19 protein-coding genes and 1 riboswitch are annotated in these 18683 nt (G+C 61.6%); of the genes, 14 read left to right on the top strand and 5 right to left on the bottom strand.

Annotated features, from left to right (window positions below; translation table 11 throughout):
• Window positions 1-223: 223 nt before the first annotated feature.
• From HBO10_RS12790 to purM, 4 genes are all read right to left on the bottom strand, one after another.
• Window positions 224-412, bottom strand: coding sequence for a hypothetical protein (locus HBO10_RS12790; RefSeq protein ID WP_034128323.1), 189 nt, complete (start codon window positions 410-412; stop codon window positions 224-226).
• 370 nt (window positions 413-782) lie between these two features.
• Window positions 783-1496 (bottom strand): DUF3108 domain-containing protein, encoded by a 714-nt coding sequence (locus tag HBO10_RS12795; RefSeq protein ID WP_014719399.1) that lies wholly within the window; start codon window positions 1494-1496, stop codon window positions 783-785.
• A gap of 8 nt (window positions 1497-1504) precedes the next feature.
• Complete coding sequence (purN, locus tag HBO10_RS12800; protein WP_034128324.1) at window positions 1505-2155, bottom strand: phosphoribosylglycinamide formyltransferase; 651 nt, start codon at window positions 2153-2155, stop codon at window positions 1505-1507.
• Window positions 2155-3213, bottom strand: a complete 1059-nt coding sequence (gene purM, locus HBO10_RS12805) for a phosphoribosylformylglycinamidine cyclo-ligase (protein ID WP_014719398.1) — start codon at window positions 3211-3213, stop codon at window positions 2155-2157. Before purM ends, purN begins: the two co-directional genes overlap by 1 nt.
• Before the next feature lie 341 nt (window positions 3214-3554).
• On the opposite strand from purM, the gene HBO10_RS12810 reads away from it, so the two are divergent.
• From HBO10_RS12810 to HBO10_RS12830, 5 genes are all read left to right on the top strand, one after another.
• The gene (locus tag HBO10_RS12810) at window positions 3555-4595 is read left to right on the top strand and encodes a DUF2066 domain-containing protein (RefSeq protein WP_034128325.1); all 1041 of its coding nucleotides are present in this window, start codon (window positions 3555-3557) and stop codon (window positions 4593-4595) included.
• Window positions 4596-4650: 55 nt separating this feature from the next.
• Complete coding sequence (locus HBO10_RS12815) at window positions 4651-5724, top strand: AI-2E family transporter (RefSeq protein ID WP_014719396.1); 1074 nt, start codon at window positions 4651-4653, stop codon at window positions 5722-5724.
• 205 nt (window positions 5725-5929) lie between these two features.
• On the top strand, window positions 5930-6634 hold the full coding sequence (hda, locus tag HBO10_RS12820; protein WP_014719395.1) for a DnaA regulatory inactivator Hda: 705 nt from the start codon (window positions 5930-5932) through the stop codon (window positions 6632-6634).
• A gap of 209 nt (window positions 6635-6843) precedes the next feature.
• A complete protein-coding gene (locus HBO10_RS12825; protein WP_003193051.1) occupies window positions 6844-7473 on the top strand; it encodes an NlpC/P60 family protein in 630 nt (209 codons plus the stop codon).
• Window positions 7474-7617: 144 nt separating this feature from the next.
• Window positions 7618-8157: a C40 family peptidase gene (locus HBO10_RS12830; RefSeq protein ID WP_003193049.1), complete on the top strand. Its 540-nt coding sequence runs from the start codon at window positions 7618-7620 to the stop codon at window positions 8155-8157.
• A gap of 123 nt (window positions 8158-8280) precedes the next feature.
• On the opposite strand, the gene HBO10_RS12835 is transcribed toward HBO10_RS12830, so the two are convergent.
• A complete protein-coding gene (locus HBO10_RS12835) occupies window positions 8281-9594 on the bottom strand; it encodes a sorbosone dehydrogenase family protein (RefSeq protein ID WP_003193047.1) in 1314 nt (437 codons plus the stop codon).
• Between the two features lie 99 nt (window positions 9595-9693).
• Window positions 9694-9941, top strand: a riboswitch (cobalamin riboswitch).
• Between the two features lie 78 nt (window positions 9942-10019).
• Here HBO10_RS12835 and cobO point away from each other — a divergent pair.
• The 9 genes from cobO (at window position 10020) to cobC (ending at window position 18683) form a co-directional block, all read left to right on the top strand.
• Entirely contained in the window at window positions 10020-10631 is a 612-nt protein-coding gene (gene cobO / locus HBO10_RS12840) for a cob(I)yrinic acid a,c-diamide adenosyltransferase (RefSeq protein ID WP_034128326.1), read from the top strand.
• A complete protein-coding gene (locus HBO10_RS12845) occupies window positions 10628-12010 on the top strand; it encodes a cobyrinate a,c-diamide synthase (protein WP_034128327.1) in 1383 nt (460 codons plus the stop codon). The genes cobO and HBO10_RS12845 overlap by 4 nt, the downstream gene beginning before the upstream one ends.
• The gene (gene bluB / locus HBO10_RS12850) at window positions 12007-12657 is read left to right on the top strand and encodes a 5,6-dimethylbenzimidazole synthase (protein ID WP_034128328.1); all 651 of its coding nucleotides are present in this window, start codon (window positions 12007-12009) and stop codon (window positions 12655-12657) included. The genes HBO10_RS12845 and bluB overlap by 4 nt, the downstream gene beginning before the upstream one ends.
• The gene (cbiB, locus tag HBO10_RS12855) at window positions 12654-13562 is read left to right on the top strand and encodes an adenosylcobinamide-phosphate synthase CbiB (RefSeq protein WP_034128329.1); all 909 of its coding nucleotides are present in this window, start codon (window positions 12654-12656) and stop codon (window positions 13560-13562) included. The genes bluB and cbiB overlap by 4 nt, the downstream gene beginning before the upstream one ends.
• Window positions 13555-14544: a threonine-phosphate decarboxylase CobD gene (gene cobD, locus HBO10_RS12860; protein WP_034128330.1), complete on the top strand. Its 990-nt coding sequence runs from the start codon at window positions 13555-13557 to the stop codon at window positions 14542-14544. The genes cbiB and cobD overlap by 8 nt, the downstream gene beginning before the upstream one ends.
• Complete coding sequence (locus HBO10_RS12865; RefSeq protein ID WP_034128331.1) at window positions 14541-15992, top strand: cobyric acid synthase; 1452 nt, start codon at window positions 14541-14543, stop codon at window positions 15990-15992. Before cobD ends, HBO10_RS12865 begins: the two co-directional genes overlap by 4 nt.
• Before the next feature lie 545 nt (window positions 15993-16537).
• Window positions 16538-17059: a bifunctional adenosylcobinamide kinase/adenosylcobinamide-phosphate guanylyltransferase gene (cobU, locus tag HBO10_RS12870; protein ID WP_034128332.1), complete on the top strand. Its 522-nt coding sequence runs from the start codon at window positions 16538-16540 to the stop codon at window positions 17057-17059.
• Window positions 17056-18111 carry a nicotinate-nucleotide--dimethylbenzimidazole phosphoribosyltransferase gene (gene cobT / locus HBO10_RS12875; RefSeq protein WP_034128333.1) on the top strand — a complete coding sequence of 352 codons (1056 nt, stop codon included), beginning with the start codon at window positions 17056-17058 and terminating at the stop codon, window positions 18109-18111. Before cobU ends, cobT begins: the two co-directional genes overlap by 4 nt.
• A complete protein-coding gene (gene cobC / locus HBO10_RS12880) occupies window positions 18108-18683 on the top strand; it encodes an alpha-ribazole phosphatase family protein (RefSeq protein ID WP_034128334.1) in 576 nt (191 codons plus the stop codon). The genes cobT and cobC overlap by 4 nt, the downstream gene beginning before the upstream one ends.

An 18683-nucleotide genomic window follows, 5' to 3' on the forward strand; every position in this document is an offset into this window, starting at 1 on the left:
ATTCCCTGATCGTCAGCCTGAATGAAAGGCGCACGAATGATATCGAGAATCATTATTTGTGTGTACTTTTGTTACATTAATTTACGGCGATGATGCTTCGGGCATGGGTGGCCGGAATCAACGTAAAGGTGGAGTCTCTTAATAAAAAAACCGCGCTCCAAAGGCGCGGTTTCTTGTAGACGGCCCGGCTGCGTGGGCCGGGCGTCAACATGATTTCAGAACTTCAGGAGCTTTTTGCCTGGCGTTGCAGTTCGAGAGTTTCGAGCTCGTTTTTATAATTGTTGGCGTCGCTCTCGTTGTGAAACATGCCGACCAATACGTCTTGCTGATGGACATCCCAGATGTGAATCCCGTGGCCTACTGCCTCATGGGACATATGTTCATCGTCGCGTTCAGTTACTTTTACAGTCATCTGCTTGCTCCAATCTCTGGTTGATCTGCGGCAAGTCGTCGCAGGGTTCTGTTATATGATTTGTTAGCTTGCTAAGTAAACCGATTTTGCGCGCAATAATTCATTGCGGGGAACGCAACAATGCTGCAGGCCTCGTAAACCGCGACATTGCGCCGCAGCTGCAAGGGATTTATGACAAAAGTTTCATGTTGGGATCGGCCTGTTTATCGAGTTTGGTTCTGCCGCCGCTATCGCAGGCAAGCCAGCTCCCACCGGGAAATGCATTCCAATGTGGGATCTGGCCTGCCTGCGAGTGGTAGTGGCTCCCCCCGAAATCCCAGGCAAAAAAAAGCCCCGCATTCAGCGAGGCTCTTTTCCGGTGCATCAGCAATCAGCTGCCTTTGACGGCCTTACCGTCAACAGTGCCATCTTGCAGCATGATGTTGTACTCCTTGCCGTCAGTCTCAACCTGACGCAGGGCAACCAGAATGCCGCCCTGGTCCTTGGCAAACCACATCTGTGTGATGCGCTTGCTCTGCGACGGGTCGCGCACGCGCTCGACCTTGATCGCGTCGATCGAACCGACCTTGGTCTGGACCTTTTCCGAGCCGATTACGCGGAAGTCGTAGGTATCGGTATCAGTACCCTCAACCACGCGGTAGCTCATGCTCTTCTTGCCCGCGGCAACATCGCGTTGCAGAGCAAGTTGGTAGGTGGACTTGTCGAGCATGCCGCTTTCGAGCGTGACATTGACCGGGTCTTTGTTTTCAAAGCCGGTGACTTTCTTGGCGCTCTGGTCGAAGTCCAGATTGATCTTCTTCGCCTTGCCCAGGCCGCCGCGTTCGAAGCTGTAGCTCTTGGGTTGCAGGGTGTCCTTGTCGAACAGGATCACACTGGTTTCGGTCAGGCTGGCAATCATCATCGAGGCCTTGAAATTCAAGGTCCAGGTACCGTCGCCATTCTTGCTCAGGCTGCGTTCAGCCGAACCGCTCATGGGCAGTTGTTTCCAGTCGGCGGTGTAGCTGACGGAGAAGGGGTGAAGGTCTGCCGCTTGTACGGCAGGCAAAGCGAACAGCGCAAAAGCGAAAAGCAGGGCGCGACGCATAAAATCTCCTAGGTTCGAATCAAGTGGCCGCTGGCCGCGAGTAACTGGCCGTCCAATAATGCACCCTGGTCGCCAAGAATCAACCGTCCTTCGGCAAACCAGCGAACAGCCAGCGGGTAAATCCTGTGTTCCTGGGTATGAACCCGTTGCGCAAGCGTCTGCGCCGAGTCGCCTGACTCTACCGGAACCACTGCCTGTACGACCAGAGGCCCGCCATCGAGTTCCTCGGTCACAAAGTGCACGCTGCAGCCATGTTCACGGTCGCCGGCGTTGAGAGCGCGCTGGTGGGTGTGCATGCCTTTGTACTTGGGCAGCAGGGAGGGGTGGATATTGAGCAGGCGCCCTTCGTAGTGCCGGACGAAATCTGCGCTGAGGATGCGCATGAAACCGGCAAGGACAACAAGTTTGGGGTTGAAGGCGTCGATCAGTTCGATCAAGGCGCTGTCGAAGGCCTCGCGACCTTCGAACGCCTTGTGATCCAGAGCGCGGGTGTCGATACCCGCGTCTCGGGCGCGTTGCAGACCGTAGGCGTCGCTGCGGTTGGAAATCACCGCAGCGATGCGCACCGGGCTGTCGCCGGTGCGCGTGCTGTCGATCAGGGCCTGCAAGTTACTGCCGGTGCCGGAAAGCAGCACCACGACATCACAGGTCTGGGGCATCAGTGAGCCTTGAGGTTCTTCAGTTCAACCTGGGCTGCGCCTTCGGCAGCAGTGGCGATCTGGCCAATGACCCAAGGTTGTTCGCCGGCTTCACGCAGCACGTTCAACGCGGTTTCAACGTGTTCCTGCGCGACGCAGATCACCATGCCTACGCCGCAGTTCAGCACGCGGTGCATTTCGGTTTCGTTGACGTTGCCTTTTTCCTGCAGCCAATCGAAGACTGCCGGGCGCTGCCAGCTGGCCACGTCGACGATCGCCTGGGCACCTTTTGGCAGTACGCGCGGGATGTTGTCTAGCAGGCCGCCACCGGTAATGTGGGCCATGGCTTTGACGGCGCCGGTGTCCTTGATCAGCTTGAGCAGTGGCTTGACGTAGATGCGGGTGGGCGCCATCAACAGGTCGGTCAGTGGCTTGCCGTCGAGCTGGATGTTCTCGATGTCGGCGCCGGACACTTCGATGATCTTGCGGATCAGCGAGTAGCCGTTGGAGTGCGGGCCGGACGATGGCAGGGCGAGCAGGGCGTCACCAGCAGCTACTTTGGAGCCGTCGATGATCTCGGCTTTTTCCACCACACCGACACAGAAGCCGGCCAGGTCGTAGTCTTCGCCTTCGTACATGCCTGGCATTTCAGCGGTTTCACCGCCGACCAGGGAGCAACCCGACAATTCGCAGCCGGCGCCGATGCCGGTCACGACCTGGGTCGCGGTCTCGACATTGAGCTTGCCGGTGGCGTAGTAGTCGAGGAAGAACAGCGGCTCGGCGCCGCACACCACCAGGTCGTTGACGCACATGGCGACCAGGTCGATGCCGATGCTGTCGTGCTTGTTCAGGTTCAGGGCCAGGCGCAGCTTGGTGCCTACGCCGTCGGTGCCGGACACCAGTACAGGCTGCTTGTAGCCGGCCGGGATTTCGCAGAGGGCGCCAAAACCGCCCAGGCCACCCATGACTTCAGGGCGCGCAGTGCGCTTGGCGACGCTCTTGATGCGTTCGACCAATGCTTCACCGGCGTCGATGTCTACACCGGCGTCCTTGTAGCTCAGGGAGGGTTGCTTGCTCATGATCCAGGCCTTTAGGGGGGATTTCTGGGTAACGACCGGGCGGGCGGGGGCTTTTGGAAAGGGCCCTGCCGTTGACGGTCTGCGAAGGCGCGCGATTTTATCAGGCTTGAGGGGCAGCGGCCATCCTCGGGCCGACGGGCAGGGCATATGAGCTCAAAAAAATGCAAATCGGGCCGGTAATCGTGCGTATTAAGGTATAGCCTTGAGCTCGCTAGCGTTATGACAGTATGAAAACTTACCGGGACCCTGTGAATGTTTTACCGGTCGCTGTGTCACAGCCTTGCCAAACCGAGATCACGCGGTCTGTTCCAACCGCTAAATTTGTCGTTCGGGAATCTTCCATGCGTCTGTGTAAATTCTTCTTTGTGGGCTGTTTGTCGTTGGTCAGCCTGGCGAGTCATGCCGAAACCCTCAATGGCCTCTATCAAGTACTTGAACCGGTCAGCAGCCAGTCGCCCCAAGAGCGCGACCAGGCCACCCAGCGTGCCGTGCAGACCCTGGTGATCCGCCTGACCGGCGACGCCAAGGCCGCCGATGGCCCGGGCCTGGCAGCGATCCGCAAAGACCCGCAACAAATCATCAGCCAGTACGGCTACGACGCCGGACCGCCGGAAAGCCTGCAAGTGGACTTCGACCCGGTCAGCACCGACCGCGCATTGCGTGATGCCGGCCTGTCGATCTGGGGCAGCAACCGGCCGTCGATCCTGGGTTGGTGGCTGAACGATTCAACTGAAGGCAGCAGCCTGGTCGGCGATGGCCAGGCCGTTGCCCAGGCCCTGCGCCGAGCCGCGCAACACAGGGGGCTGCCGCTGCGCTTGCCGTTGGGAGACCTGGATGAACAGGTAGTCGCCACCGCGCCGAATCTTGAAAGCCCCGACGCCACGCCTTTGCGCGCAGCCTCCGAGCGTTACGGTGCCGATGCTTTGCTGGCGGTGCATGCGCGCCAGGAAGGCAGTCAATGGCAGGCCAAATGGCGCCTGTGGCTGGGCGACAAGGCTGAGGAGGGCACCGCCCAAGGCGCTGACACTGCCGCGCTCGCCGATGCGGTATTGCTGGCGGTCAGCCAAAAGCTGGCGCCACGCTTTGCGGTCAAGCCGGGCGTGAGCACTGAGCAACTGCTTGAAGTACAAGGCATGAACCTTGAGCGCTACGCCGCCCTGGGTCGTTTGCTGGAGCCCTTTGGCGGCCAGCCGCAGTGGGTGGATGGCAATCGGATTGTGTATCGCGTCAATGGCAGCGCCGAACAACTGCGCACCCAATTGAGCCTGGCCAAGCTGCAGGAAATTCCTGCTGGCGAAGCCCCGGCCCAGCCAGCCGTGATCGATGGCACGCAACCGGCTGTTGCATCTGAGCCCCAGGCGCAACTGCGTTTTCGTTGGTAACTAGTGGTCCTCCTTCTATATAGAAGAAGGGCGTAAAAAACAGATGGAGTGGTTTATGGCGGATACGCGTCGTTGGGTGTGGCTTGGCGGGATTGTCCTGCTGTGCGGTTTTGTGTTCTTGCTGCATTCGATCCTGACGCCGTTCCTGGTGGCGCTACTGCTCGCCTATCTGTTCGATCCCGTGGTGGATCGCCTGGAAAAAGTCGGCATGTCGCGCACCTGGGGCGTGATCACGGTGTTTGCGCTGTTCACGTTGATCATCACGGCGCTGGTGTTGATATTGGTGCCGATGTTGGCCAAGCAGCTGTTTCGCCTCTATGAGCTGGCGCCGCAGATGCTCGACTGGTTGCAGCACACGGCGATGCCGTGGGCCCAGTCCAAGTTCGGGCTGGCGGATGGCTTCTGGAAGTTCGACAAGGTCAAGGCGGCCATCAGCGAGCACATGGACAAGACCACCGATATCGTCACGGTGGTGCTCAGCCAGGCGACTGCGTCGAGCCTGGCGCTGATCGGCTGGTTGACCAACCTGGTGCTGATCCCGGTGGTGGCGTTCTACCTGCTGCGAGACTGGGACATCATGATGGCCAAGATCCGCAGCCTGCTCCCCCGCGACCGGGAAGAGCGTGTTGTTTCCCTGGCAGCGGAGTGTCATGAGGTATTGGGTGCGTTCGTGCGTGGCCAGTTGCTGGTGATGCTGGCCCTGGGGGTGATTTACGCTGCCGGCCTGATGGCGATCGGCTTGGAGCTGGGGCTGTTGATCGGCTTGATCGCGGGCCTGGCGGCCATCGTGCCCTACATGGGCTTTGTGATCGGCATCGGCGCGGCGCTGGTGGCCGGGCTGTTCCAGTTCGGCGGCGACCTGTACCCGATGCTGGGGATTGTCGCAGTGTTCATGGTGGGCCAGGCCTTGGAAGGCATGGTGCTGACGCCACTGCTGGTGGGCGATCGAATCGGCCTGCACCCGGTGGCAGTGATCTTTGCGATTTTGGCGGGTGGCGAGCTGTTCGGCTTTACCGGCATCCTGTTGGCGCTGCCGGTGGCGGCGGTGATCATGGTGCTGGTGCGCCATGTGCACGACCTGTACAAGGATTCGGACGTGTATACCGGGGTGGATGAGCCCGAGTTGTAATCGCGGTGTCACAAACCCGGCCCTGGCCGGGTTTGTTGTTTCTGGCCCCGGGGTGCGTCAAACAAACTGCGTAAAACCTCCGGGTTAACGCAAACCTTTGATTTTGCTTGTGGTCTGCTGCATTGTGCGCCCGGCGTCACGGGTATAAACTTTGCAAACTTTACATAGAGGCCACTAACGGTTCGATGGGAGCCGTTCAGTCAGCATGAAACCGATTCAGCTGCCCCTAGGTGTGCGTCTGCGTGATGACGCTACCTTTATCAACTACTACCCAGGCGCCAATGCCGCTGCACTCGGCTATGTGGAGCGGCTTTGCGAAGCCGACGCCGGGTGGACTGAAAGCCTGATCTATCTGTGGGGCAAGCATGGCGTGGGGCGTACCCACCTGCTGCAGGCCGCGTGCCTGCGTTTCGAGCAGACGGGCGAGCCGGCGGTCTATCTACCCTTGGCCGAGTTGATGGACCGCGGGATCGGCATCTTCGATAACCTTGAGCAATATGAACTGGTGTGTCTCGACGACCTGCAGGCAGTGGCCGGCAAGCCGGAGTGGGAAGAGGCGCTATTTCATCTGTTCAACCGCTTGCGCGATAGCGGCCGGCGCTTGCTGATCGCTGCGTCCACCTCGCCGCGTGAACTGCCGGTGAAGCTGGCTGACCTCAAGTCGCGCCTGACCCTGGCGTTGATCTTCCAGATGCGCCCGTTATCCGATGAGGACAAGCTGCGTGCGTTGCAATTGCGCGCTTCCCGTCGTGGCCTGCACCTGACCGACGAAGTCGGGCACTTTATCCTCACCCGTGGCACCCGCAGCATGAGCGCGCTGTTCGATTTGCTTGAGCAACTCGACCAGGCTTCCTTGCAGGCGCAAAGAAAATTGACGATCCCTTTCCTGAAAGAAACTTTGGGCTGGTAAGGTCTTGATTTCCCGTGTGTCGGCATTTTCAAGGCGTCAGAAAACCTGCGTTTGAGCCCGAGGGGCTACGCAACTGAACCGAAAAATGGAATCACGGCTTAGATGGCATAGTCGAAACGATAAGTCACATAGATCGCGATTGAATTTGCAAATCGATGTGATAGAGGGCATAGTCTCGGCTTCTTTACACATCAGCCACGGTCGTGCCCATGCTAAATCGCTTCGCACCCCTCGTGCCTCTCGCACTCGTTACCCTGTTGTTTGGCTGCGCCTCCCACCCTCAGCAGGTGGCAGAACAGCAAAAACCACAGGTTCAAAATCAGGCAAAGTTCGTTGCTGCACAGTCTGCTTCTGTTTATGAAGAAGAGGTGGCAACCGAAAAAGAACTCGCCGAGTTCTCTGACAGCAAGCCTTACCAACTGCCTCTTCTGGCCGACAGTATCCTTGAGCGCGGCATGTCCTTGATCGGTACCCGTTACCGTTTCGGCGGCACCTCGGAAGCCGGTTTTGATTGCAGTGGTTTCATTGGCTACCTGTTTCGTGAAGAAGCCGGCATGAATCTGCCGCGCTCTACACGAGAGATGATCAACGTGAATGCACCGTTGGTCGCACGCAACAACCTCAAGCCCGGTGATCTGCTTTTCTTTAGTACCAGTGGCCGCGGTCGTGTCAGTCATGCCGGTATCTACCTGGGCGATAACCAATTTATCCACTCCAGCAGCCGCCGCAGTGGTGGTGTTCGGGTCGATAACCTGGGTGACAGCTACTGGAGCAAAACCTTCATCGAAGCCAAGCGTGCACTCGCCATGGCTCCGACTACGGTTACCGCTAGTAAGTAAAGTTAAAGTGATACTTGAAGTTTGACGTGTAAGCGCTAGAATCCCTGGACATTGTTGTCATCCGTTCGCGCGAGCTTTGCTTGCGCGTTCTGGTTTTCAACGTTCGGCAGCGAAAGCCGCATCCAGACCAGGATTGTTCTGCACATGTCGACCTCGGCCCGCCTGATGCTTATTGTTTGCGCCGCGCTGCTCAGCGCCTGCGCCAGTCGTACACCGCCGCCCGCGCCCGTCGCGGTCAAGCCTAAGCCGGTGTTCAACTATGCCACCCAGAATTTCTCGCCTGCTGCCGAAGACGTGCTCTTTCGTGCGCTGGGCCTGGTCGGCACACCTTACCGCTGGGGCGGCAACACACCGGACTCGGGGTTTGATTGCAGTGGCCTGATCGGCTTTGTATTCCGCGACGCTGCCGGCATCTCATTGCCGCGCACCACCCGTGAATTGATCGTGATGCGTGCCCAGGACGTCAGCGAACAAAACCTGCAAACCGGCGACCTGCTGTTCTTCGCTACCGGTGGTGGTTCGCGGGTCAGCCATGCGGGCATCTATGTGGGGGAGGGCCGCTTCGTACACGCGCCTCAAACCGGCGGTACGGTGAAGTTGGATACGCTATCCAAAGCGTATTGGCAGAATGCCTACCTGAGTGCCAAGCGCGTGTTGCCAGGGAATCTGGCGCGTAACCCCTGAATCAATAAAACTCCAAAATGTGGGAGCGGGCTTGCCCGCGAATGCAGTGTGTCAGTCAACGGATTGGTTGGCTGGGCCACCGTAATCGCGGGCAAGCCCGCTCCCACATTGGTGTGTGGCGATTTACTTAACAGCCGACACTCGCCAAACCTTATTGCCCACATCATCGGCCACCAGCAAATCCCCCTGCTGATCTATCACCACGCCGACCGGCCGGCCCATGGCTTTCTCATCGCTATCAAGAAACCCCGTCAGCACATCCACCGGTTGCCCTTTCGGCTGGCCCCCTTCGAAGGGCACGAAAATCACCTTGTAGCCACTGTGCGGCTTGCGGTTCCAGGAACCATGCTGGCCGATAAATGCGCCATTACTGAAGGGAGCGGGCAGTTTGCTGCCCTCGGCGAAGGTCAGCCCCAGCGACGCAGTATGAGGGCCTACCGCATAGTCGGGAGCGATGGCCTTGGCGACCATGTCCAGGTTCTGCGGGGTGACACGCACATCCACATGCTGGCCGTAATAACTGAAAGGCCAGCCGTAGAAGCCGCCATCCTTGACCGAGGTGATGTAATCCGGCACCAGGTCACTGCCGATCTCATCGCGTTCGTTGACCGCCGTCCACAGCTTGCCGCTCTGTGGCTCCCACGCCATGCCGTTGGGGTTGCGCAGGCCGGAGGCAAAAATGCGGTGTTGGCCGCTGGCGCGGTCGACTTCCCAAATGGCGGCGCGGCCCTGTTCGGCTTCCAGGCCGTTTTCGCCGACGTTGCTGTTGGAGCCGACGCTCACGTACAGCTTGCTGCCGTCCTGGCTGGCCACCACATTTTTGGTCCAGTGGTGGTTCAAGGGGCCACCGGGTAAATCCACCACCTTGGTGCCTGGGGAGGTGATTGCGGTTTCACCCGGCTGATAGGGGAAGCGCAGCAACTTATCCGAATCGGCCACATACAGGTCGTTGCCCACCAAGGTCATGCCAAACGGCGAATTGAGGTTCTCCAGGAACACCGTGCGAGTTTCTGCCACACCGTCATGGTCGGCATCGCGCAGCAAGGTAATACGGTTCGGGCTCGGCACCCCGGCGCCAGCGCGATCCATGACCTTTTCCATCACCCAGCCACGTACGCCTTTGGCATCGTCCGGCTTGGGCGGTGCATTGGTCTCGGCCACCAGCACGTCGCCGTTGGGCAGCACGTAGAGCCAGCGCGGATGATCCAGGCCTTCGGCGAATGCGGCCACTTGGGTGCCTGCGGCCGCGATTGGCTTGGCGCCTTCGGGCCAGCCGATGGCCGGGGCGATATTGACGGTGGGGATCAACGTCTTGTTCGGCTCCGGCAGCCGGGGCGAGGGCCCGGTGCCGTCGGCGACCTGCAGGGTTGAGCTTTCGCCGCATGCAGCGAGGCTACCGGCGAACATGATCAGTAGGGCGAGTCGGGTTTTAGGCATGGTTTTCTCCTTGATACCTGTAGGGGTAGAGAAGCACGAACGGCAGATGGTTCAAGTACAAGGCCAGCTTTAATTGACGCTCCACCCCCAACCCACTAACCTTCGCGGCTTGTTCCAGGTGCTCTGTGGCGCGCGCGTCGACAGAGTGAAACAGGGAAGCCGGTGAGTGAGCGCACTTGTACACAGTGCCGCCGCGATTCCGGCGCTGCCCCCGCAACGGTAAATGAGTCAAGACGGTGCTGTTTGCCACTGTATCGCGTGCGATATGGGAAGGCGCACCCTCGGCTGCTTGCTATCAAAAGCGCCACTCATGAGCCCGGAGACCGGCCTGGATCATCCAACAGCATCACGGTGGGCGATGCTTGGCTGTCTGTTTTTTCTTTTTCCTGCCCGCCGTTTTTGTCCAGCCCCAACGGAGAGCTGCCATGACTGATTCCCCCGACCGCGACGAACGCCACTTGGCGCGCATGCTGCGCAAAAAAGCCGTGATTGACGAGCGCATCGCCAATTCCCCCAATGAGTGCGGCCTGCTGCTGGTGCTGACCGGCAATGGCAAAGGCAAGAGCAGTTCGGCGTTCGGCATGTTGGCCCGGGCCATGGGGCATGGCATGCAATGCGGTGTGGTGCAGTTCATCAAGGGGCGTAACAGCACCGGCGAAGAATTGTTTTTCCGCCGCTTCCCCGAGCAGGTGCACTTTCATGTGATGGGCGAAGGCTTCACCTGGGAAACCCAGGATCGCCAGCGCGATATCGCCGCTGCCGAAGCGGCTTGGGCGGTGTCCCGGGCCATGTTGAATGACCCCTCTATCGGCTTGGTGGTGCTGGATGAACTGAACATCGCCCTCAAGCACGGTTACCTTGACCTGGACCAGGTACTCAGCGACCTGCAAGCCCGCCCGCCCATGCAGCATGTGGTGGTCACCGGCCGTGGCGCCAAGCCTGAGCTGATCGAAATGGGCGACACCGTCACCGAAATGGGCATGCTCAAGCACGCGTTCCAGGCCGGTATCAAGGCACAGAAAGGCGTCGAACTTTGAATCAGCCCCGTCATTGCCCGGCCGTATTGATCGCCGCTCCGGCGTCCGGCCAGGGCAAAACCACGGTCACCGCCGCGCTCGCCCGTTTGCACCGCAACCTGGGACGCAAGGTGCGCGTGTTCAAATGCGGGCCGGACTTTCTCGACCCGATGATCCACGAGCGTGCCAGTGGCGCGCCGGTGTACCAGTTGGACATGTGGATGGTGGGCGAGCAGGAAAGCCGCCGCCTGCTCTGGGAGGCGGCGGGGGAGGCTGACCTGATCCTCATCGAAGGCGTGATGGGCCTGTTCGACGGCACGCCTTCCAGCGCTGACCTGGCGCGGCACTTCGGTGTACCGGTGCTGGGCGTGATTGATGGCACGGCTATGGCCCAGACGTTCGGCGCCCTGGCCCTGGGGCTGGCGCGCTATCAGCCCGACCTGCCATTCGCCGGCGTGCTGGCCAACCGCGTCGGCACCCTGCGCCATGCGCAATTGCTTGAAGGCAGCCTCACTGAGGGCTTGCGTTGGTACGGCGCGTTATCCCGTGAGACCGGCATCGAACTGCCCAGCCGCCACCTGGGCCTGGTGCAAGCCAGCGAACTGAATGACCTTGATATACGCTTGGATGCTGCCGCCCAGGCGTTGGGCAGCAGTTGCGAAGTGGCCCTGCCGCCGCCGGTGACCTTTGCCGCGCCGCAAGTGGTCGAGGCCGAGCCCTTGCTGGCCGGTGTGCGGATTGCCGTGGCCCGTGACGAAGCCTTTGCCTTTACCTACGGCGCCAGCCTGGATTTGCTGCGGGCGATGGGCGCCGAGTTGAAGTTCTTTTCACCGATCCATGATCGCCAATTGCCTGAAGCGGATAGCCTCTATTTGCCCGGCGGGTATCCGGAACTGCATCACCAGGCATTGTCGGCCAATACCTCGATGCTGGACGCCATCCGTGCTCATCACACCGCTGGCAAACCACTGCTCGCTGAATGTGGCGGCATGCTCTATCTGCTCGACTCCTTGACCGATGTGGAGGGTAGGCGCGCCGAACTGGTTGGCTTGTTGCAAGGCGATGCGGTGATGCAGAAGAAACTCGCGGCCCTGGCGCTGCAAAGCGTTGAGCTACCGGAGGGGACGTTGCGTGGGCATACCTATCATCATTCTCTGACCAGTACCGAATGGGCGCCGATTGCCCGTGGGCTTAGCCCTAACGGCGGGCGCGGTGCCGAGGCGGTCTATCGACAGGGGCGGATGACGGCGTCCTATGTGCACTTTTATTTTCCGTCGAATCCTGGCGCGGTGGCCGCGTTGTTCGCGCCAGACCTTGAGACAGCTATCGCAGGCAAGCCAGCTCCCACAGGGGAATGCATTCCAAATGTGGGAGGGGGCTTGCCCCCGATGAGGCCATGACTGACAACGCTTTCCCCCAAGCCGATCGCGAGGCCGTCTATCGCGCCATCGCCGAACGCCGCGACATGCGCCACTTCCGCGGTGGCAGCGTCGCGCCTGAACTGCTGCAACGCCTGCTCCACGCCGCGCACCAGGCGCCCAGTGTCGGCCTGATGCAGCCGTGGCGTTTTATCCGCATCAGCGACCGTTCGTTGCGCAGCCAGATTCAACAGTTGGTGGAAGAAGAGCGCGTGCGCACCGCCGAAGCTTTGGGCGAGCGCTCCGATGCGTTCATGAAGCTCAAGGTCGAAGGCATCAGCGACTGCGCCGAGGTACTGGTCGCCGCCTTGATGGACGATCGCGAGCGCCACATCTTCGGGCGCCGCACCTTGCCGGAAATGGACATGGCCTCGCTCTCCTGCGCCATCCAGAACCTGTGGCTGGCGGCGCGCGTGGAAGGGTTGGGCATGGGCTGGGTTTCGCTGTTCGACCCCCAGGCCCTGGCCGAGTTGCTGGGTTTGCCACCCGGCGCAAAGCCCCTGGCAGTGTTGTGCCTGGGCCCGGTGGCAGAGTTTTACCCGGCACCGATGTTGCAGCTCGAGGGCTGGGCCGAGCCGCGACCGCTAAGTGACATGCTGTATGAAAACAAGTGGGGAGTGAGTCAATGAGTGTGGCCTTGCTGTGTGTGGCTGCGGTGGCGCTGGATGCGCTGCTGGGTGAGCCCAGACGCTGGCATCCGCTGGTGGCGTTCGGCAATTTCGCCGGGCGCATCGAACAACGTTTCAATACTGGCGGGCGTGGCTGGCGCAGCCATGGTGTGACCGCGTGGTTTATCGCGGTGGTGCCGCTGACCCTGCTGGCCACGGCGTTGTCGTGGGCGCCTTATATCGGCTGGCTGCTCGAGATCCTGGCGCTGTACTGCGCCTTGGGCATGCGCAGCCTGGGCGAGCATGTGACGCCGGTGGCCCAGGCCCTGCGCCGTGATGACCTGGACGAAGCGCGCACGCGTGTGAGTTACCTGGTCAGCCGCCAGACCAGCGAACTGGACCGCACTGAAGTCGCGCGCGCAGCCACCGAATCGGTGCTGGAGAACGGCAGCGATGCGGTATTCGCTGCGTTGTTCTGGTTCGTGGTGGCCGGTGTGCCAGGCGTGGTGCTCTATCGCCTCAGCAACACCCTGGACGCCATGTGGGGCTATCGCAATGAGCGCTTTGAGCGTTTCGGCTGGGCAGCCGCCAGGATCGATGATGTGCTCAACTATATTCCTGCGCGTTTGGTGGCCTTAACCTACGCGCTATTGGGTAAAACCCGCCTGGCGCTCAAATGCTGGCGCACCCAGGGCCCGACCTGGGACAGCCCCAACGCCGGCCCGGTGATGGCGGCAGGGGCCGGAGCCTTGGGTGTGGAACTCGGCGGCGCGGCGATTTATCACGGCGAGGTGCATCAGCGCCCGCCATTGGGCGAAGGCCCGCCGGCCGACGCCGATTCCATTGATCGCGGCTGGCAACTGGTGCAGCGCGGCGTATGGTTGTGGCTGCTGGTCCTGTGCGTGGGGGCGCAAATCTATGCTTGAACATGGTGGTCGGCTGCGCAAGGCCGCGATTGAGTACGGCATTGCCGAAGCGGATTGGCTTGACCTGTCCAGCGGCCTGGCGCCCTGGCCGTGGCCGATCCCCGAGATTCCCTTGCGTGCCTGGGCGCGCTTGCCGGAAACCGATGACGGCTTGGAGAAGGCTGCCAGCGATTATTACGGTGCCGGCCCGTTGCTGCCGGTGCCGGGTTCCCAGGCAGCGATTCAACTGCTGCCGCGCCTGCGTCGGTCCGGTAAGGTCGGCGTGCTTTCGCCCTGTTACGCCGAGCACGCCGAAGCCTGGCGCCGTGCCGGTTATGTGGTGCGTGAAGTGCAGGAGCAGGAAGTCGACTTCTTTCTCGACAGCCTCGACGTGCTGGTCGTGGTCAACCCCAACAACCCCACCGGCTTGAGCCTGAGCCCGCAACGCCTGCTGGACTGGCATGCGCGGCTGGCCCAGCGCGGTGGCTGGCTGGTGGTGGACGAGGCATTCATTGACGTGACCCCGGACTTGAGCCTGGCCAGCCATGCCGATCAGGTCGGCTTGATCGTGCTGCGCTCATTCGGCAAGTTCTTCGGCCTGGCCGGCGTGCGCCTGGGCTTTGTGCTGGCCGAGCGCAAGTTGCTCAAGCTGTTGGCCGAGCAGGTCGGGCCCTGGGCTGTCAGTGGTCCGACGCGGGTGCTGGGCCAAGTGTGCCTGCGCGACACCGACGGGCATGCGCGCCAGCGCAGTCGTTGCATCGCAGCCGGCCAGCGTCTGTTCGAGTTGCTTGAGCGCCGCGGCCTTCAACCTCACGGTGGCTGCGCATTGTTCCAGTGGTTGATTACCCCCCACGCTGAACGGCTGTACGAGTTCATGGCCCAACGCGGCATCCTGCTGCGCTTGTTTGTGCACAACAGCAGCGTGCGCTTGGGCCTGCCCGGCACCGACGCCGACTGGCTGCGCCTTGACGAAGCCCTGGCCGCCTACAAGGACGCCACATGACCACGTTGATGGTGCAGGGCACCACCTCCGACGCCGGAAAAAGCACTCTGGTGACTGCGCTGTGTCGCTGGCTGGTACGCCAGGGTGTCGCGGTGGTGCCGTTCAAGCCGCAGAACATGGCGCTCAACAGCGCGGTGACCGCCGAAGGCGGCGAGATCGGCCGTGCCCAGGCGGTGCAGGCCCAGGCTGCCAACCTGGCACCCCACACCGACATGAACCCGGTGTTGCTCAAGCCCAACAGCGACACCGGCTCCCAAGTGATCATCCATGGCCGTGCTGTCACCAGCATGAATGCTGTGGCCTATCACGACTACAAAGCCATTGCGATGCAAGCGGTGCTGGCCTCCCACACGCGTTTGAGCCAGGCCTACCCGGTGGTGATCGTCGAAGGCGCGGGCTCACCGGCCGAGATCAACCTGCGTGCCAATGACATTGCCAACATGGGCTTCGCCGAAGCGGTGGACTGCCCGGTGCTGTTGATCGCGGACATCAACCGCGGCGGCGTGTTCGCCCATCTGGTCGGCACCCTGGAGCTGCTGTCGCCCAGTGAGCAGGCCCGGGTCAAGGGCTTCATCATCAACCGTTTTCGCGGCGATATCGCGTTGCTGCAACCAGGCCTGGACTGGCTCGAAGCGCGCACCGGCAAACCGGTAGTCGGCGTGCTGCCCTACGTGATGGACCTGCACCTGGAGGCGGAAGACGGCATCGACCAGCGCCAGATCGACAAGGCCGCCCAGGTGCTCAAGCTGGTGGTGCCGGTGCTGCCGCGCATCAGCAACCATACCGACTTCGACCCGCTGCGCTTGCACCCCCAGGTGGACTTGCAGTTCGTCGGGCCGGGCCAGGCGATACCTGCTGCTGACCTGATCATCCTGCCGGGCTCGAAAAGCGTGCGCAGTGACCTGGCCTATCTGCGTGCCAATGGCTGGGACACCGCCGTGGCGCGGCATCTGCGTTATGGCGGCAAGGTACTGGGGATCTGCGGCGGCTTGCAGATGCTCGGCGAGCAAGTCCACGACCCGTTGGGCCTGGAAGGGCTGGCCGGTTCCAGCGACGGCCTTGGGTTGCTGGCGTTCAGCACCACCCTGGAACAAGAGAAACAACTGCGCAATGTGCGTGGGCGTCTGGTATTGGAAGATGCCGACGTCAGCGGTTATGAAATCCATGCGGGGGTGACCTCCGGCGCTGCCCTGGCAAGCGCTGCGGTGCTGCTGGACGATGGCCGTAGTGATGGCGCGCAGAGTGCCGATGGGCAAATTCTAGGCACCTACCTGCATGGGTTGTTCGAGACTCCGGCGGCGTGCAGCGCGTTGCTGCGTTGGGCCGGGTTGCAGGATGTGCAGGAGGTGGATTATCACGGCCTACGCGAGCGCGATATCGAGCGGCTGGCGGACTTGGTGGAGCATCACTTGGACACCGATTTGTTGCGCAAGCTATGTGGGATCTGACGGTGTTCACACGACCCAGTTGTGGGAGCTGGCTTGCCGGCGATAGCGGTGGATCGGTGTACATATCCATTGCTGCGGCAACGACCACTTATGGTTCCGCTCTTACAGCGGGTCACTTTTGGAAGGACCCAAAAGTAACCAAAAGGTCCTCGCCCCACCACTCGGCACCTCGCCTAGGCTCGGTGTGCCCTCTCTCCGGCTTGAATCCGTGGGCCGCCGCAATGGGCCATCCCTGGCCCAGTGCGGCTAACCCGGCGTCCTGCCGGGTTACCCACGGATTCAAGCCTGCGTTCGGCCAGCGTGGTTTAACGGGGCGCCTGAGATCAAAATCAAAAGCCTGCGCAAAAGCCGATCAGGTTTCCTGTGGGAGCTGGCTTGCCTGCGATAGCGCTCTGGCGACCGCCTCGTGTCCACCTGGCACGCCACAACTTAACTGTGGGAGCGGGCTTGCTCGCGAATGCGGTGGGTCAGCCATAGGTGCATTCACTGATGCACCCTAATTGGCGAGCAAACCCGCTCCCACATCGTTTGCCAGGGGCCTTTGCATGTATCAATTGATCCTCGGCGGCGCCCGTTCGGGCAAGAGCCGTCTGGCCGAAAAGCTTGCCGCAGAGAGCGGGCTTGCCGTCATTTATATCGCCACCAGCCAGCCGCTCGACGGTGAGATGAACGAGCGTGTCACTTTGCACCGCCAGCGTCGTCCCGACCATTGGGGCCTGGTTGAAGAGCCCATCGACCTAGCGCGTGTGCTACAGGAAAACGCCGCCACTGATCGCTGCCTGCTGGTGGATTGCCTGACCTTATGGCTCACCAATCTTCTGATGCTCGAAGACCCGGCGCGCCTTGCGTGCGAGCGTGATCAACTGTTGCAAACCCTGGCTTCGCTGCCGGGGGAAATCATTTTTGTCAGCAACGAGACCGGTCTGGGTGTCGTGCCGCTGGGCGAATTGACTCGCCGTTATGTGGATGAAGCCGGTTGGCTGCATCAAGCCTTGGCCGAGCAATGTCAGCGCGTTGTGCTGACGGTTGCCGGCCTGCCCCTGACTTTGAAAGGTACTGCGTTATGACCGATTCCTGGTGGCTCAACCCCTGCAAGGCGGTGGATACCACGACCCACGAACAGGCGCTGGCGCGTCAGCAGCAGTTGACCAAGCCCGCTGGCTCCCTCGGTCAGTTGGAGGCGCTGGCGGTGCAGTTGGCGGGTTTGCAGGGCCAGGTCAAACCGTCGGTGGATCACCTGTGGATCGCGATTTTTGCCGGCGATCACGGCGTGGTCGCTGAAGGCGTGTCGGCATTTCCCCAAGAGGTCACCGGGCAGATGCTGCAAAACTTCGTCACCGGTGGCGCGGCGATCAGCGTGTTGGCGCGGCAACTGCAAGCGCAATTGGAGGTGATTGACCTCGGCACGGTCACGCCGTCCCTGGATTTGCCCGGCGTTCGTCACCTGAATATCGGCGCGGGCACGGCCAATTTCGTGCATGGCCCGGCGATGACCCAGTCTCAGGGGCAACTGGCCCTGCAAGCCGGGCGAGACAGCGCACGCCGTGCCCTGGAAAGCGGCGCGCAACTCTTTATCGGCGGTGAGATGGGCATCGGCAATACCACTGCCGCCAGTGCCTTGGCCTGCGCATTGCTGGATTGCCAGGTCACTGACCTCACAGGCCCTGGCACCGGTTTGAATGCCGCAGGGGTCAGCCACAAGGTCGCGGTCATCGAGCGCGCCCTGGGGTTGCACGCCGGTCAGCGCAGCGATGCGTTGCAAACCCTGTTCAATCTCGGCGGTTTTGAAATTGCTGCCTTGGTTGGCGCCTACCTGGCCTGCGCCCAGGAAGGCATCGTGGTGCTGGTGGATGGGTTCATCTGCAGCGTGGCCGCGCTGGTGGCGGTGCGCTTGAACCCGGCGTGCCGCGAATGGCTGGTGTTCGGCCATCGGGGTGCCGAGCCGGGCCATCGCCATGTGCTGCACAGCCTCGATGCGCAACCGTTGCTGGAACTGGGCCTGCGCCTGGGCGAAGGCAGCGGCGCGGCGTTGGCGGTGCCTTTGTTGCGCCTGGCATGCGCGCTGCACGGGCAGATGGCGACCTTCGCCGAAGCCGCCGTGGCGGATCGCCCCGCATGACCTTGCGCCTGGACCTGCTGCGCCACGGCGAAACCGAGCTGGGCGGCGGCCTGCGTGGCAGCCTGGACGATGCGCTGACCGCCAACGGCTGGCAGCAGATGCGCGACGCAGTGGTGGGGCAAGGGCCCTGGGATCGGCTGATCAGCTCGCCGCTGCAACGCTGCGCTCTGTTCGCCCGGGAGCTGGGGACGCAACTTGATTTGCCGGTGAGTCTGGAGCCTGACTTGCAGGAGCTTCACTTCGGCGCCTGGGAAGGGCAGAGTGCGGCCGCGTTGATGGATACCGATGCCGAAGGGCTGGGCTTGTTCTGGGCCAACCCCTATGGCTTCACGCCGCCGGAGGGTGAGCCTGTCATCCAGTTTTCCGAGCGCGTGCTTGGCGCTGTCGCCCGGCTGCATCAGGCGTACGCGGGCCAGCGGGTGCTGTTGGTCAGTCATGGCGGTGTGATGCGCCTGCTGCTGGCGCAGGCGCGAGGGTTGCCCCGTGAGCAACTGCTGAATGTTGAAGTGGGTCACGGTGCCTTGTTCGGCCTGCAGGTTGAAGCCGATGGTGTGTTGAAGGAAGGACTCTGA

Origin of the sequence: Pseudomonas sp. WS 5503 (genome assembly GCF_012985385.1) — a bacterium.
In the GTDB taxonomy this organism is placed as follows: Bacteria; Pseudomonadota; Gammaproteobacteria; order Pseudomonadales; family Pseudomonadaceae; genus Aquipseudomonas; species Aquipseudomonas paracarnis.

Excerpts from the sequence above, each read along its gene's own strand:
- HBO10_RS12810 (WP_034128325.1), top strand. The coding sequence starts at position 3,555 with ATGCGTCTGTGTAAATTCTTCTTTGTGGGCTGTTTGTCGTTGGTCAGC.
- HBO10_RS12815 (WP_014719396.1), top strand. The coding sequence starts at position 4,651 with ATGGCGGATACGCGTCGTTGGGTGTGGCTTGGCGGGATTGTCCTGCTG.
- HBO10_RS12790 (WP_034128323.1), bottom strand. The coding sequence starts at position 412 with ATGACTGTAAAAGTAACTGAACGCGACGATGAACATATGTCCCATGAG.
- cobC (WP_034128334.1), top strand. The coding sequence starts at position 18,108 with ATGACCTTGCGCCTGGACCTGCTGCGCCACGGCGAAACCGAGCTGGGC.
- cbiB (WP_034128329.1), top strand. The coding sequence starts at position 12,654 with ATGAGTGTGGCCTTGCTGTGTGTGGCTGCGGTGGCGCTGGATGCGCTG.
- HBO10_RS12865 (WP_034128331.1), top strand. The coding sequence starts at position 14,541 with ATGACCACGTTGATGGTGCAGGGCACCACCTCCGACGCCGGAAAAAGC.
- HBO10_RS12825 (WP_003193051.1), top strand. The coding sequence starts at position 6,844 with ATGCTAAATCGCTTCGCACCCCTCGTGCCTCTCGCACTCGTTACCCTG.
- bluB (WP_034128328.1), top strand. The coding sequence starts at position 12,007 with ATGACTGACAACGCTTTCCCCCAAGCCGATCGCGAGGCCGTCTATCGC.
- hda (WP_014719395.1), top strand. The coding sequence starts at position 5,930 with ATGAAACCGATTCAGCTGCCCCTAGGTGTGCGTCTGCGTGATGACGCT.
- HBO10_RS12830 (WP_003193049.1), top strand. The coding sequence starts at position 7,618 with ATGTCGACCTCGGCCCGCCTGATGCTTATTGTTTGCGCCGCGCTGCTC.
- HBO10_RS12835 (WP_003193047.1), bottom strand. The coding sequence starts at position 9,594 with ATGCCTAAAACCCGACTCGCCCTACTGATCATGTTCGCCGGTAGCCTC.
- cobD (WP_034128330.1), top strand. The coding sequence starts at position 13,555 with ATGCTTGAACATGGTGGTCGGCTGCGCAAGGCCGCGATTGAGTACGGC.
- purN (WP_034128324.1), bottom strand. The coding sequence starts at position 2,155 with ATGCCCCAGACCTGTGATGTCGTGGTGCTGCTTTCCGGCACCGGCAGT.
- cobO (WP_034128326.1), top strand. The coding sequence starts at position 10,020 with ATGACTGATTCCCCCGACCGCGACGAACGCCACTTGGCGCGCATGCTG.
- purM (WP_014719398.1), bottom strand. The coding sequence starts at position 3,213 with ATGAGCAAGCAACCCTCCCTGAGCTACAAGGACGCCGGTGTAGACATC.
- HBO10_RS12795 (WP_014719399.1), bottom strand. The coding sequence starts at position 1,496 with ATGCGTCGCGCCCTGCTTTTCGCTTTTGCGCTGTTCGCTTTGCCTGCC.
- cobU (WP_034128332.1), top strand. The coding sequence starts at position 16,538 with ATGTATCAATTGATCCTCGGCGGCGCCCGTTCGGGCAAGAGCCGTCTG.
- cobT (WP_034128333.1), top strand. The coding sequence starts at position 17,056 with ATGACCGATTCCTGGTGGCTCAACCCCTGCAAGGCGGTGGATACCACG.